The organism is Magnetospirillum sp. 15-1 (assembly GCF_900184795.1).
GTDB lineage: Bacteria > Pseudomonadota > Alphaproteobacteria > Rhodospirillales > Magnetospirillaceae > Phaeospirillum.
On sequence record NZ_FXXN01000028.1, the window covers coordinates 841,785 to 855,149 of the forward strand.

Sequence of the window (13,365 nt, forward strand, 5' to 3'; positions counted from 1 at the left end):
CATGGACAACACCCGCACGCTGTTCTTCACCGGCAAGGGCGGCGTGGGCAAGACCTCGCTGTCCTGCGCCACCGGGCTGGCCCTGGCCGAGGCGGGCAAGCGGGTCCTTATCGTCAGCACCGATCCGGCGTCCAATCTGGATGAGGTGCTGGGCACCGCGTTGGGTCAGAGTCCGACCGCCGTGGCCGGCGCTCCCGGCCTGTTCGCCCTGAACATCGACCCCGAAGCCGCCGCCCACGATTACAAGGAGCGCATGGTCGGCCCCTATCGCGGCATCCTGCCCGCCGCCGCCATCGCCAGCATGGAGGAGCAGTTCTCCGGCGCCTGCACGGTCGAGATCGCCGCCTTCGACGAATTCGCCAAGCTGCTGGGCGATCCGGCGGCGACGGCGGCGTTCGACCACGTCATTTTCGATACCGCCCCGACCGGCCATACGCTGCGGCTGCTGACCCTGCCCTCGGCCTGGACCGATTTCATCGCGTCCTCCACCGGCGGGGCGTCCTGCCTGGGGCCGCTGGCCGGGCTGGAAAAGCAAAAGGCGCTGTATGCCGCCACCGTGGCGCAACTGGCCGATCCGGCGATCACCACCGTGGTGCTGGTGGCCCGCCCGGAGGTCGCCGCCCTGCGCGAGGCCGAGCGCACCCGGCGCGAGCTGGCCGAACTGGGCGTCGCCAATCTGCGCCTCGCCCTCAACGGCGTATTTGCGGCGGGCGACAGCGACGATGCCATCGCGCGGGCCATGGAACGGCGCGGCGCCGAGGCGCTGGCCACCATGCCGGCCGGTCTGGCGGGTCTGCCGCGCCGGCAGATTCCCTTCCTGCCGGGGGGAACAGTCGGATTGGCGGCCCTGCGGCTGATGCTCGGATCGGCCGAGGAGCCGGCGGAGGCGCCTTGCGCCCCGGCGGGAACGCTGCCGCCGGGTCTGGCGCCGCTGGTCGACGGCCTGGAGGCCATGGGCAACGGGGTGATCATGACCATGGGCAAGGGCGGCGTCGGCAAGACCACCCTGGCCGCCGCCATCGCCGTGGCGCTGGCCGGGCGCGGCCATGCCGTGACCCTGTCGACCACCGATCCCGCCGCCCATGTGGCCGCCGCCCTGGAAGGCGGTATGGCCAACCTCACGGTGGCCCGCATCGATCCCGAGGCCGAGGTGGAGAGCTACCGCGACGAGGTACTGGCCAAGGCCGGCTCCGGCCTCGACGCTGCCGGCCGCGCCATGCTGGAGGAGGATCTGCGTTCGCCCTGCACCGAGGAGATCGCCGTATTCCGCGCCTTCGCCCGCACGGTGGAGGAGGGGCGGGACCGCTTCGTCATTCTCGACACCGCGCCCACCGGCCACACCATCTTGCTGCTGGACGCCGCCGAGGCCTATCACCGCGAGGTGATGCGCACCCAGGCCGACATGCCCGATTCGGTGCGCCAGCTACTGCCCCGGCTGCGCGACCCCGCCTTTACCCGCATCCTGATCGTCACCCTGGCCGAGGCCACCCCGGTGCACGAGGCCGAGCGCCTGCAGGACGATCTGGCGCGGGCCGGCATCAAGCCCTACGCCTGGGTGATCAACCAAAGCCTGCTGGCCAGCGGCACCACCCATCCCGTCCTGGCCCGGCGTGGCCGTTACGAGATGGCCTTCATCCGCAAGGTGGCCGACCATCTGGCGCCGCGCGCCGCGCTGGTTGCCTGGCAGGCGGAAACGCCGGTGGGGACAAAGGGGCTGGCGGCCCTGCTCGCGGGCGGCTGAGTCCGGTTCAGATCAGGCTGATCAGCGAGCGGATCTGGCGTTCGCGGATGTCGTCGGCGATGTCGGTCTGGGTCACCGAGCGGCCGCCGCCGTAATTGGAGATCAGCACCCGATGGACCCGGTGGAACGAGCCATAGCTGCTTTCCTCCCATTCCTCGACGCGCGGGCTGCCGTCGAAGGTGACGACCCGGCGCGCCTTGGAGGCGTTGCGGCGCACCGCGAAGATGGCTTCGGTGATCACCACGTAGATGCTGTCGCGGGTGAAATAGCCGGCCAGGGTGCCCAGCGCGGCGCCTGACGCCATGCCGATGCCCGCCCCGGCCGCCGCTCCGCCGGCTCCCGCCACCGCTCCACCCGCCGCCGCCCCGGCGACCACGCCGCCGGTGGAGCCGAGAAAGCCGTACTGGGCGATCATGTCGCGGTCGAACTGCTGGCTGCGGATGACATTGAGGTCGACCTTCAGGCCGAAATCGTTGCCATCCGAGCGCTCGTAGCCCTTGCCCACATAGCCCTGGTAAAGGCGCTCGCGGGTGGCGTCCAGGTCCCAGACCTGATCGCCCGACATGTTGCGCAAGCTGAGCTTGAGCCGGCGGTTGGGGAACAGGGAAGGATCGGTGAACAGGCTCGCATCCGAGCGCATGCCGTACATGCGGTCGGTCTTGGGGTCGACCACCATGTCGCCGGTGTTGCGGCGCTGGCAGGCGCCCAGGGCGGCGGCCAGGCCGGTGGCCAGGAACAGGCGCCGGTCGATGGACATGCTCATTCTCCCCTCATGGCTTCGTCAAGGAAGCGCTTGGCTTCGGCAAAGTGGACGGCGAAATTCAGGCCGGGGGCCGGGACGGCGATATCGTTGTTGCTCGAGGATCGCCCCGGCTCCGACATGGAATTGATCCCGACCACCTTGTTGCCCTTGAACAGCGGGCCGCCGGAATTGCCGGGATTGATGTCGGCATCCGTCTGGATGTACAGCGCCTTGCGCTCCAACTGCGTCTCGTTGCTCCGGCCCGTCATCCGGCGGATGGAACTGACCACGCCGCGGGTGATGGTGAAGAGGCGCCGGTGAGGGTGGCCGATGGCGTCCACCTGATCGCCGGGCAGCAGGTCCTTGCCCTGATAGAACTCCACCACCCGCCCCCGGGTCTGCACCTTGACCAGGGCAAGGTCCAGCAGCACGTCCTTGGCGATCACCTGCCCGAAGGTCTCGCGCTTGTCGTAAAGGCGCAATTCCACGATGGGCCGGTTCTGGACCACGTGCCAGTTGGTCATGACGATGTTGGAACGGACGTAAAAGCCGCTGCCCATGCCGCTGGGAGTGAAGATGGCCACCACGCTGTCGAAGCGCGGATCGTTGAGCGGGCGTTCCTCGTAGCGCTCGGCCTCGGCGCGGGCCACCGCCCTTCCACGGTCCTTGGCGACCTCGTCCAGCAGGGCGGTGAAATCGGCGGCCGGCTGGTTGGGGCCGCCCTGGGCCACCGCATGGTCGAGAAGCTCGGCCAGGGACACCATCACCGGCGCCCGCTCCCAGAAGCGCACCTGTTCCTCGCGGGCCACGTCGCTGCTGAGGCCGGCCTGGCCGGGATCGGAAGGGTCGAGGTCGTAGACGATGGTGAAGCGCTCGCGCTCCACCACGTCCAGTACCGACTTCATGTAACGCCCGGTCGTCCGGTCGACCAGATGGTAGTTGACCGTCAGGGTCTTGGTGCCCTCGATATCGGCCAGTCTGTAGGCATAGGGGCCGTAGACCGGCTGTTCCAGGAATTGCGGCGTGGTCGCCAGCTTGGCCTGCGCGTCGTCCATCTGCTTTTGCAGCTTGGGATGGTCGGGGCGCTTCTCCAGCCGGGCCGAGGCCTTGTCGAACTGGCTGACCGCCCGCACATAGGCCGGATTCTGAATCTTGTTGACCGAGACGACCTTGCGCGACACCTGATCCTTCATGTCGCGGACCTTGCGCGACACCTTGGCCAGCGCCACGTCGAACACCACCACGAAACGGCCGGTTTTCTCTGTCGGCCCCTTGAGCGCCGTTCCCAGGTCGCGCGGTTGGGCGTCGATGGGCAGGTCGACACCCACCTGGAACGGAAAGTCGATGTCGCCGTCGATGCGCCTCAGGTACCGGGACGTGGCGTTGACCAGGGTCATCTTCGCCACGTCGGGGGCATTCTCGCCCGCCGCCTTGGCGGATTCCACCAGGGTGCGGAGATCGGGATCGGCCGCCCGGCTGGCGGCCGGCAGGGCGAGCGCCGCCATCAGGAGGAGGGCGGCAAAGACCTTCGTGACCCGATTGCTCCCCATCCCCGCCCGCGCCCCTTCGGTTGTGTTCGGCGGGGATTGTAGTAAACTTCGGATGTGTACGCAAACCCGAGGCGCTCCTTTCTCGCCTCTTGCCTGTCGCTATGAATGATGTATCTATCCTCGGCAAGGCAACCTTCAGGCGTAGCCGCGCGACGAACGCGGAACCGGCTGGCGGGGAGGGGGCAGTTGGGGGGCAGGGTTTTCATGCGAGTTGCATCGCAGTCGGTGGCGTTCGGCCTCCAGGCTTGGGCTGGATGGCTGCCCGGCCGGGACGTACTGGCTGCCGGCGGAGATATCCGCGCCGGCGGGCCGCCCCTTCCCGCGTCGCTGCGCCGTCGCATCACGCCCGTCGGCCGCAAGGCGCTGGAAGCCGCCTGGACCGTCCTCGCCGGACGGCCGGGGGCGGAGCCGCTCATCGTGCTGAGTTCGCGTCACGGCGAATACGCCCGCACCCTGGGGCTGCTGGACAGTCTGGCGGCCAGCGGCGAGGTGTCGCCCGCCGAGTTCAGTCTGGCGGTTCATCATGGCTTGGCGGGGTTGCTGTCCATCGCCTCGGGCAACCATGCCGGCCATACCGCCGTGGCGGCGGGCGGCGAATCGTTCTGTTGCGCCCTGCTGGAGGCGGCGGCGGCGTTGGGTGACGGAACGCCGAGCGTGCTGCTCATGCATTTCGACGAGTCCCTGCCGCCGCAATACGCCCCGGTGGGGGGAGGCGAAGAGCCGGCCGTCGCCCTGGCGTTGCTGCTGTCGCCGGCCGGTGATGCCCCCGGCACCTTCGTCATGGAGTTCGCGCCGGCCGGGGTGTCGGGGCGGGATTGCCCGGCCGTGGCCTTCGCCCGTCTGCTGGAGGGCGAGGCGGCGGAGAGTTCGGCCTGTGGCGAGCGCATGATCTGGCGGTGGCGTCATGCGGCGTAGGCTCGAACTGCTCTGGCGATCCTTCGGCACCGGCCTGTTCCTGGCGATCATCGGCGTGGGCGGCAGCCTGATGGCCATGACGGTCTTTCCGCTGACCGCCCTGCTGACCCGTGACCGCGAGCGGCGGCGGCGGCGCATCCAGTGGGTGCTGCACATGAGCTTCAGGCTCTATTGCCGTGCCATCCACCTGATGAAGGTGGCCGACGTGCGGGTCGAGGGGGCGGAACGGCTGAAGGATCTGAGGGGCGCCATGATCGTCGCCAACCACCCTTCGCTGCTGGACGTGGTGATGATCATGGCGGCGGTGCCCAACGTCCAGTGCGTGGTCAAGGGCGCGTTGTGGAAGAATCCGTTCTTCCGCCTGACCGTCGAGGGCGCCGGCTATATCCGCAACGACCTGGAGCCCGAGGATCTGGTGCGTTCATGCATCGAGACGCTGCGGGCCGGCAACAACCTGATCGTCTTCCCCGAGGGCACCCGCACGGTGCGCGGGCAGCCCATGAAACTGCACCGGGGTTTCGCCAACATCGCCCTGCTGGCCGAGGCCGATCTGCAGATGATCCGCATCTCGGTCGAACCGCCGCTTCTCCACAAGGGCAACCCATGGTGGCGGGTGCCGGAAAAGAGAACAGAATTTCACATGAAGGTTTGCGACCGCCTGGACATAAAGCAGTTCATGGGATATCGCTTCCGGTCGCAATCATCCCGTCGCCTTGTCGGCTTTATTGAAGAATTCTACTTGGAAAATTCCAATCATGGATGCACTGGAACTGGAGCTGAAACACCTGATCGTTTCGGCGCTGAAGCTGGAGGACTTGTCGCCTGAGGATATCGGCTCGGACGAGCCGTTGTTCGGCGATAGCGGATTGGGCCTCGATTCCATCGATGCCCTGGAACTGGGGGTCGCCATCCGCAAGGCCTACGGCATCAAGATCGAGACGGTATCCGACGAAGTGAAGCGCCACTTCGCCAATATCCGCAATCTGGCCCAGTTCATCAGCGCCAACAACGAGGTGAAAGCGTGACCCGCGAGGAGATTTTCGCCACCCTGTCCGAATATCTCCAGGAGATGTTCGAGGTTGCCGCCGACAAGGTGACGCCGGACGCCCGGCTGTTCGAGGATCTGGACCTGGACAGCATCGACGCGGTCGATCTGGTGGTGCGGCTGCAGGACCTGACCGGCCGCAAGATCAAGCCGGACCAGTTCAAGACGGTGCGCACGGTTTCCGACGTGGTCGACCGCGTCCATGACCTCCTCGCCGAGTAGACCCGGCCTCGCCGTCGCGGTGGTAGGCGCCCTGGGGCTCGCCTATCCCGTCGCCGTCTATCTTTCCCTGGGGCGGGTTCCGGCCGGGGCCATGGTCCTGGTTGCCTTGGGGCTGATCGCCGGGCGTCTGCTCGTCCTTCGCCGCACCGCCGCCGCCCGCGCGCTGATGCCGGCCCTGATCGGCATCTTCGCGGTAACCGGCAGCCTGGGGCTGCTGAGGCCCGCCACGGCCGTGCTGGCCTATCCGGTAATGATGAGCCTGGGCATGGCGACGGCCTTCGGCCTGTCCCTGCGCCGGGACCCCTGCCTGGTGGAATGTTTCGCCATGATGACCGAACCGGCCCCCAGCCCGGCGGCGCGGGCCTATATGCGCCGGGTCAGCCTGATCTGGTGTCTGTTTCTGCTGGGCAATGCCGGGCTGTCGCTCATGACCGCCGCCCTGGGGGACATGGGGGTGTGGGCCCTCTACAACGGCCTGATCGCCTACGTGCTGATGGGAACCCTGTTCGCCGTGGAATATGCGGTACGCCGCCGCGTGCGGACGCGGGAGGCCTTGCGGTGATCCGTCTCGAGCATCTGTCGCCCGCCGCCTTTGCGCCCGATCACGTGGTGGCTTTCCGCCGGGGCGAGACCTTGCGCTGGCAACGCTTCTGCGCCGAGATCGGCGGGACGGCGCGGCAATTGGCCGGTTGCCGCCGGGTGGCGGTGATCGGCGACGATTCCTGGGATTTCGCCGTGGGGCTGCTGGGGGCGCTGAGCGCCGGGGCGGCGGTGATTCTGCCGGTCAACACCCAGCCCGCCACCCTGGCGGCCCTGGCCGGGCAGGTGGAGCGGGTGGTGGACGCGTCCTTCGTCCCCGGCGCGGCGGAGTGGAAGCCCGCTCTGTCGGCCGAGGGTTCGCGGCTGATCTTCCATACGTCGGGCTCCACCGGCGCCGCCAAGCGGGTCGAGCGTGGCCTGGGGAACCTGAGCGCCGAACTGGAAGCCCTGCATGCCCTGTGGGGGGAGTATCTGGCCGGGGCGGTGGCTCTCGCCACCGTGCCCCATCACCATGTCTATGGTCTTGTGTTCAAGCTGCTGTGGCCGCTGGCGGCGGGACGGCCGTTCCTGGCCGGGCGGCATGATCTGTGGGAAACGCTGCTGGCCGAGATGCCGGAAGGCGCCCTGCTGGTCACCTCGCCCGCCCATCTGACCCGGCTGGGCGGGCTGGAGCCTCTGCTCCCCGGCCGCCGGCCGCGCATGGTGCTGTCGGCCGGCGCACCGCTGCCCGAGGCGGCGGCCGGCGATGCCGCCTGTGTGCTGGGCGTTCCGGTGACCGAAATCTACGGCAGTACCGAGACGGGGGCCATGGCGACGCGGCGGCGCGACGGAGCGGGAGAGCCGTCCTGGCATCCCTTGCCCGGCTATGGCATCGCGCCGACCGCCGAGGGCCTGTTGCGCCTGGACGCTCCGGTGGGGCGGCTGGACATCGCCGACCATATGGAGACCATGGCGGATGGCGGTTTCCGCCTGATGGGCCGGGCCGACCGCGTGGCCAAGGTCGAGGGCAAGCGCATCAGCCTGGACGAGGTGGAGCGGGCGCTGGAGGCCCTGCCCCAGGTGGAGCGCGCCGCCGTGCTGGTACTGGATGGCCGGCTGGCCGCCGTGCTGGTGCTGGGCGGGGAGGGGCGGGAGGCCCTGGGCGCCCTGGGGCGGTTCCGCTTCGGGCGCCGGTTGCGGCGCCAATTGGCCGCCGGGCTGGAGCCGATCTGTTTGCCGCGCCGCTGGCGCTTCGTCGAGGCTTTGCCGATGGGCGACATGGGCAAGTGCCGCGCCGCCGATCTGGCCGAACTGTTCGCCGCCCCGGACCGGCTGCCCGCCGTCCTGGGGCGCCGGGAAACCGGAGAGGGAGCGGTGGCGCTCGATCTGAAAATCGGCACCGGCCTGCCGTGGTTCCAGGGCCATTTCCCCGGCCACCCCATCCTGCCGGGAGTGGTCCAGCTGGATTGGGCCGCCCATTTCGCCCGTACCGAGCTGGGCCTGTCCCTGCCGGCCGCCCAGGAGTTCCAGATCAAGTTCAAGGCGGTGATCCGTCCCGGCCACCATGTGGCCCTGGCGCTTCGCCACGATGCCGCCAAGGGCCGGCTGGCCTTCGAATACCGGCGGGGTGACGATGTCTGCTCGTCGGGAACGGTGTACCTGTGATGAAGGTCTGCGCCATCGTTCCCAGCCACAACCACTGGACCGCCCTGCCCGGCGTGGTCGGGCGGCTGCGGGATTTCGGCCTGCCGGTCTTCATCGTCGACGACGGCAGCGCCGAGCCGGCGCGATCGGCCATCGCCGCCTTGCATGCCCCCGGCGACGGCGTGACCGTCGCCCGCCGCCCGGCCAACGGCGGCAAGGGGGCGGCCGTGCTGGACGGCTTTCGCCTCGCGGCGGCGGCGGGGTTCAGCCATGCGGTGCAGGTGGACGCCGACGGCCAGCACGATCTCGCCGCCCTGCCGCGCCTGCTGGCGGCGGCCGAGGCCCAGCCGGGAGCGGTGGTGAGCGGCAAGCCCCTCTATGACGCCAGCATTCCCCCGGGGCGTAGGATCGGCCGTTGGATCACCCATCTCTGGGTCTTCGTCGAGACCCTGAGCTTTCGCATCGGCGACAGCATGTGCGGCTTTCGCGTCTATCCCCTGGAGCCCTGTCTGGCCCTGGCCGGGTCCGAGACCATCGGGCGCGGCATGGATTTCGACACCGAGATCATGGTGCGGCTGTTCTGGCGTGGTGTTCCTCCGGTTATGGTGCCGGTGCGGGTGACCTATCCCGAGGGCAATACCTCCAATTTCCGCATGCTGGCCGACAATGTCCGCATCAGCCGTATGCACACCCGTCTGGTGCTGAACCTGCTGTGGCGGTTGCCCGAAATTCTGCGCCACCGGCCGCCGGGCGGCGGGCGGCATTGGGCGCAACTGGCCGAGCGCGGCGGCGCCTGGGGACTGGCCTTCGTCGCCGGGGCCTACCGCCTGCTGGGGCGGCGCGGCTGCGCCTGGGTGATGACTCCCATCGTGCTCTATTTCTTCCTGACCGGAACCGAGCAGCGCCGGGCGTCGCGGGCCTATCTCGGCCGGGTGCTGAACCGTCCGCCGACCCTGGCCGAGGGCTTTCGCCATTTCATGGATTTCGCCGGCCGCGCCCTGGATGCCTTCGCCGCCTGGAGCCGGGCCATTCCGCCCCGGATGCTGGAGGCCGACGGTTTCGTCGCCCGGGCCGCCGCCGATCCGCGCGGCGCCCTGCTGGTGGTCAGCCACCACGGCAACGCCGAGCTATCCCATGCCCTGATGGACCCGGCCCTGCGGCGGCGGCTGACCGTGCTGGTCCATACCCGCCACGCCGAGAACTACAACCGTCTGCTGGAGGCCCATCGCGGCGAGGCGGCGGCCCGCATGCTTCAGGTCACCGAGATCGGTCCCGACACCGCCATCTTGCTGCGCGAGCGCATCGAGGCGGGCGAGTGGATCGCCATGGCGGGCGACCGGGTGCCGGTCCTGTCCCGGGGCCGGGTGTGCCGGGCGCCCTTCCTGGGCGAGGCGGCGGAGTTCTCGCAAGGCCCGTGGCTGCTGGCCGCCCTGCTGGACTGTCCCGTTTATCTGCTGTTCTGCCGTCGCAAGGACGATGGCGGCTGGACTTTGGCCCTGGAGCCCTTCGCCGACCGTGTCGATCTGCCGCGCGGCCGGCGCCGGGACGCCATCACCGAACACGTCCGGCGCTATGCGTCCCGCCTGGAGCGGGAATGCCGGGCGGCACCCTTCCAGTGGTACAACTTCTTTGATTTCTGGCCCCCGGAACTTGGGGACAAGGGGGAGAAAGCCCGATGATTTCCGCCGAAATCACCCTGACGGCGCAGTTCTATGACCTGGACCCCATGCAGGTGGTCTGGCACGGCAATTATCCCCGTTTCCTGGAGGAGGCGCGCTGCGCCCTGCTGGACCGCATCGGCTATAACTACCCCCAGATGGAGGAGTCGGGCTACATCTGGCCCATCGTCGACCTGCGGCTGAAATACGTGCGGCCCATCCGGTTCGCCCAGCGTATCCGGGTGGTGGCGCAACTGACCGAGTACGAGAACCGGCTGCGCATCGAGTACCGCATTCTCGACGCGGACAGCGGCGAGGTGCTGACCAAGGCCACCACCACCCAACTGGCGGTGGAGGCCGGCTCGGGCGAGTTGTGCCTGGAATCGCCGGCCATTCTCCTCGACAAGGTGCGGAAGGTGTTGCCGTGAGCCGCCTGATCGCCCTGGTCCTGCTGCTGTTCGCCTGCCCGGCCCTGGCCGAGACCGCCATGCTGAAGGATGGCGACGTGCTGCGCGGCCGCTTCGTGCAGGAGCGTCATATGCAGGGCTTCGCCGCTCCCTTGCGCTCCGAGGGCAGCTTCCTGGTGGCGCCGGGGCGCGGCCTGATCTGGCGGGCCGAGACGCCCTTCGCCATCACCACGGTGGTCACCCCGGCCGGGCTGGTGCAAAGCGTCGACGGCGCCGAGACCACCCGCCTGTCCACCGCCCGGCTGCCGTTTCTGGCCCGGCTCTACGACATGATGGCCGCCGCCCTGGCCGGTGACTGGCGGGCGCTGGACGGCACCTTCGCCATCACGCGCGAGGCGGAGCGTATCCGGCTGCAGCCGCTCCGGCCCGACGATCCCCATGTTCCCGCCATCGCCGCGAGGCTGGGCCGCTTCGTCGAGGAGGTGGAGATCACCAAGCCGGGCGGCGACATGGATCGTCTGGTCTTCACCCGGCAGGAGATCAACGCCCGCCCGCTGGACGCCGCCGAGTCGGCGCTGCTCAAGTGAGGAAAGTTCTCGCCCTGCTGTGGCTGGCCCTGGTGCTGGCCGCCGTCGTCCATGTGGCGAGTCTGTCCCTTCACGGCCTGCCGCGCGAGACGGACATCATGGCCCTGTTGCCGCGCGAGGAGCGCGAGCCGGAGATTCAGGCCGCCAAGGACCGGGTGGCCCGCTCGCTGTCGGGGCGGGTGGTGGTCATGGTCGGCCATGCCGAGCGGGACAAGGCCCGTTCCGCCGCCCAGGACCTGCGGCGGGCCTTGGTGGAGGCGGGGCTGGTGCGGCCCGAGGGCGATGTACCCGACGAGGCGGCGGTCAAGCGGCTGGGCGCCGCCTATTTCGTCCACCGGGCGGGCCTGCTGGCCGAGGGCGACCGCCGGAAGCTGCTGCACGGCGAGGGCGAGGGGCTGGTCAAGCGGGCGCTGTCGCAGATCTACGGCTTCGGCGGAGCGGTGGACTCGCGCCTGCTGGCCCGCGATCCCTTCTTGCTGTTCCCCGCCTTCCTGGGCAGCCTGCCCACCCCGGCCAACCGCATGAGCATGGACGAGGGGCTGCCCACGGTCGTGGAGGGCGGCACCACCTGGGTGCTGCAAAGCCTCCGCATCACCGGCGAGGCCTTCGACCTGGATTTCCAGAAGCGCTTTGTCGCCGCCTTCGAATCCGCCCAGGCGCGGGCGCCCGAGGGAACCCGCATCCTGCGCCTGGGCGCCGTGTTCTTCGCCCAGGCCGGGGCCGAGCAGGCCATGGGCGAATCGGCGCGCATCGGGCTGCTCTCCCTGGCCGGGACGGTGCTGCTGGTGGTGCTGACCTTCCGCTCGCTCCGCCCGCTGCTGCTGTCGCTGGCGGCCATCGGCGCCGGATTGGCCACCGCGCTGTCCGTGTGCCTTTTCCTGTTCGGCTCGCTGCATGTGGCGGCCCAGATGTTCGGCGCCGCCCTGATCGGTATCGCCGTGGATTACGCCCTGCTGTATTTCGGCCAGATATTCACGCCGCGCACCGATCCGGCCCGGCGGCTCGCCCATGTGCTGCCCGGCATCGCCCTGGGGGCGGCCACCACCATCATCGGCTATGGCGCCCTGGCGTTCTCGCCGTTTCCCGGATTGCATCAGGTGGCGGTGTTCTCGGGCGTCGGGCTGGCCGGCTCGTTCCTGTCGGTGGTGCTGTGGTTCCCGTTGCTCGACCGCGCGCCCGCCGCCCGGCTGAATCCGCGGCTGGCGGCCGCGGCCAACCGGCTGTGGCGGTTCTGGGACGAGGCGGGACATGGCCGGGCGCGTCGGCTGGTTTTGGCGGCTCTGGCCCTGGTGGGAGCCTTCGGGCTGTCCCGGCTGCAGGTGGACGACGACATGCGGCGCCAGCAGGGGCTGTCGCCGGTTCTGGCGGCGGAGCAGGCGGAGATTCAGCGTCTGGCCGGTTTCGGTCAGGCCGGGCGCTTCTTCCTGGTGCAGGGCGGCGACGAGCAGCAGGTGCTGGAGCGGGAAGAGGCCCTGGACGAGCGTCTGGCCGGGTTGAGCGGCTGGCAGGCGGCGGCGCGTTTCGTGCCCTCCGCCGAACGTCAGGCCGACAACGCCGCCTTGGCCGAGCGGGCGCTTTACGCCCCCCATCTTGCCGCCTACCGCGCCGGGTTGGGCATGGCTGAGCCGGCGGAGCGGGATGCGCCCGCCCGGCCGCTGTCCCTGGCCCATATCCGGGCCACGGGCGGCCTGCCGTTCCTCGACGCCCTGGTGCTGGACGAGCGGCTGCATGTGGCGATGGTGGACGGTGACGCGCCATCCGCCGCCCTGCGCGCCGCCGCCCAGGGGCTGGACGGCGTGCGCTTCGTCGATCCCACCGGCGATCTCAATCTGCTGCTGCAAAGCTATCGCCACCGCGCTTTGATGCTGGTGGCGGCCTCGACCCTGCTGATGGTGCCGTTGCTGGCCTGGCGCTATGGGGCCAAGGGGGCGGTGCGGGTGATGCTGCCGGCGGCGGGGGCGGTGTTGCTGACTCCGCCGCTGCTGGCCCTGGCCGGTATCGGCTTCTCGTTCTTCGCCGCCATGGCCCTGGTGCTGGTGCTGTCCATCGGCACCGATTACGCCGTGTTCTGCGCCGAGGACGACCGGCGCGATCCGGTGACCCTGGTGTCGGTCAGTCTCGCCATGGTCACCACCTTGCTGTCCTTCGGCCTGCTGGCGGCGAGCGAGGTGGCGGCGGTGCGGGCCTTCGGCGCCACCATGCTGGTGGGAGTGGCGCTGGCCTTCCTGCTGTCGCCGTCGGTGGCGCGGCGGGAATGATCTGCATCCATTGATTTTGTTCAGGCGGCGGCATACAAAACCAGCGGCCGTCATTCCATGATGACGGCCCTTTTTTT

At 69.4% G+C, this 13,365-nt stretch carries 13 protein-coding genes; 11 read left to right on the forward strand and 2 right to left on the reverse strand.

What is annotated here, in order from left to right; all coding sequences use genetic code 11:
- Position 1: 1 nt before the first annotated feature.
- Positions 2 to 1,741: an arsenical pump-driving ATPase gene (arsA, locus tag CP958_RS25185; RefSeq protein ID WP_096704895.1), complete on the forward strand. Its 1,740-nt coding sequence runs from the start codon at positions 2 to 4 to the stop codon at positions 1,739 to 1,741.
- A 7-nt stretch (positions 1,742 to 1,748) separates the two neighbouring features.
- On the opposite strand, the gene traT is transcribed toward arsA, so the two are convergent.
- Complete coding sequence (gene traT, locus CP958_RS25190) at positions 1,749 to 2,504, reverse strand: complement resistance protein TraT (protein ID WP_096704896.1); 756 nt, start codon at positions 2,502 to 2,504, stop codon at positions 1,749 to 1,751.
- A complete protein-coding gene (locus CP958_RS25195) occupies positions 2,501 to 4,033 on the reverse strand; it encodes a S1C family serine protease (RefSeq protein WP_096704897.1) in 1,533 nt (510 codons plus the stop codon). The genes traT and CP958_RS25195 overlap by 4 nt, the downstream gene beginning before the upstream one ends.
- Positions 4,034 to 4,237: 204 nt before the next feature.
- On the opposite strand from CP958_RS25195, the gene CP958_RS25200 reads away from it, so the two are divergent.
- Genes CP958_RS25200 through CP958_RS26595 form a run of 10 tightly spaced genes read left to right on the forward strand, consistent with a single transcriptional unit; the run spans position 4,238 to position 13,288 of the window.
- A complete protein-coding gene (locus CP958_RS25200; protein ID WP_170959110.1) occupies positions 4,238 to 4,948 on the forward strand; it encodes a beta-ketoacyl synthase chain length factor in 711 nt (236 codons plus the stop codon).
- Positions 4,938 to 5,774 carry a lysophospholipid acyltransferase family protein gene (locus CP958_RS25205; RefSeq protein WP_096704899.1) on the forward strand — a complete coding sequence of 279 codons (837 nt, stop codon included), beginning with the start codon at positions 4,938 to 4,940 and terminating at the stop codon, positions 5,772 to 5,774. Before CP958_RS25200 ends, CP958_RS25205 begins: the two co-directional genes overlap by 11 nt.
- Positions 5,704 to 5,973, forward strand: coding sequence for a phosphopantetheine-binding protein (locus CP958_RS25210; protein WP_096704900.1), 270 nt, complete (start codon positions 5,704 to 5,706; stop codon positions 5,971 to 5,973). Before CP958_RS25205 ends, CP958_RS25210 begins: the two co-directional genes overlap by 71 nt.
- Positions 5,970 to 6,215, forward strand: a complete 246-nt coding sequence (locus tag CP958_RS25215) for an acyl carrier protein (protein WP_096704901.1) — start codon at positions 5,970 to 5,972, stop codon at positions 6,213 to 6,215. The genes CP958_RS25210 and CP958_RS25215 overlap by 4 nt, the downstream gene beginning before the upstream one ends.
- Positions 6,196 to 6,777 (forward strand): hypothetical protein, encoded by a 582-nt coding sequence (locus CP958_RS26590; RefSeq protein WP_170959111.1) that lies wholly within the window; start codon positions 6,196 to 6,198, stop codon positions 6,775 to 6,777. Before CP958_RS25215 ends, CP958_RS26590 begins: the two co-directional genes overlap by 20 nt.
- Entirely contained in the window at positions 6,774 to 8,399 is a 1,626-nt protein-coding gene (locus CP958_RS25220; protein WP_170959112.1) for an AMP-binding protein, read from the forward strand. Before CP958_RS26590 ends, CP958_RS25220 begins: the two co-directional genes overlap by 4 nt.
- On the forward strand, positions 8,399 to 10,057 hold the full coding sequence (locus tag CP958_RS25225; RefSeq protein ID WP_096704903.1) for a glycosyltransferase family 2 protein: 1,659 nt from the start codon (positions 8,399 to 8,401) through the stop codon (positions 10,055 to 10,057). The genes CP958_RS25220 and CP958_RS25225 overlap by 1 nt, the downstream gene beginning before the upstream one ends.
- Positions 10,054 to 10,464: an acyl-CoA thioesterase gene (locus CP958_RS25230; RefSeq protein ID WP_096704904.1), complete on the forward strand. Its 411-nt coding sequence runs from the start codon at positions 10,054 to 10,056 to the stop codon at positions 10,462 to 10,464. The genes CP958_RS25225 and CP958_RS25230 overlap by 4 nt, the downstream gene beginning before the upstream one ends.
- Positions 10,461 to 11,030, forward strand: a complete 570-nt coding sequence (locus CP958_RS25235) for a LolA-related protein (protein WP_096704905.1) — start codon at positions 10,461 to 10,463, stop codon at positions 11,028 to 11,030. Before CP958_RS25230 ends, CP958_RS25235 begins: the two co-directional genes overlap by 4 nt.
- On the forward strand, positions 11,027 to 13,288 hold the full coding sequence (locus tag CP958_RS26595; protein ID WP_096704906.1) for an MMPL family transporter: 2,262 nt from the start codon (positions 11,027 to 11,029) through the stop codon (positions 13,286 to 13,288). The genes CP958_RS25235 and CP958_RS26595 overlap by 4 nt, the downstream gene beginning before the upstream one ends.
- Positions 13,289 to 13,365 lie beyond the last annotated feature (77 nt).

What these genes read in the sequence shown, in the direction of transcription:
- arsA (WP_096704895.1), top strand. Translation starts at nt 2, where the DNA reads ATGGACAACACCCGCACGCTGTTCTTCACCGGCAAGGGCGGCGTGGGC.
- traT (WP_096704896.1), bottom strand. Translation starts at nt 2,504, where the DNA reads ATGAGCATGTCCATCGACCGGCGCCTGTTCCTGGCCACCGGCCTGGCC.
- CP958_RS25195 (WP_096704897.1), bottom strand. Translation starts at nt 4,033, where the DNA reads ATGGGGAGCAATCGGGTCACGAAGGTCTTTGCCGCCCTCCTCCTGATG.
- CP958_RS25200 (WP_170959110.1), top strand. Translation starts at nt 4,238, where the DNA reads ATGCGAGTTGCATCGCAGTCGGTGGCGTTCGGCCTCCAGGCTTGGGCT.
- CP958_RS25205 (WP_096704899.1), top strand. Translation starts at nt 4,938, where the DNA reads ATGCGGCGTAGGCTCGAACTGCTCTGGCGATCCTTCGGCACCGGCCTG.
- CP958_RS25210 (WP_096704900.1), top strand. Translation starts at nt 5,704, where the DNA reads ATGGATGCACTGGAACTGGAGCTGAAACACCTGATCGTTTCGGCGCTG.
- CP958_RS26590 (WP_170959111.1), top strand. Translation starts at nt 6,196, where the DNA reads ATGACCTCCTCGCCGAGTAGACCCGGCCTCGCCGTCGCGGTGGTAGGC.
- CP958_RS25225 (WP_096704903.1), top strand. Translation starts at nt 8,399, where the DNA reads ATGAAGGTCTGCGCCATCGTTCCCAGCCACAACCACTGGACCGCCCTG.
- CP958_RS25230 (WP_096704904.1), top strand. Translation starts at nt 10,054, where the DNA reads ATGATTTCCGCCGAAATCACCCTGACGGCGCAGTTCTATGACCTGGAC.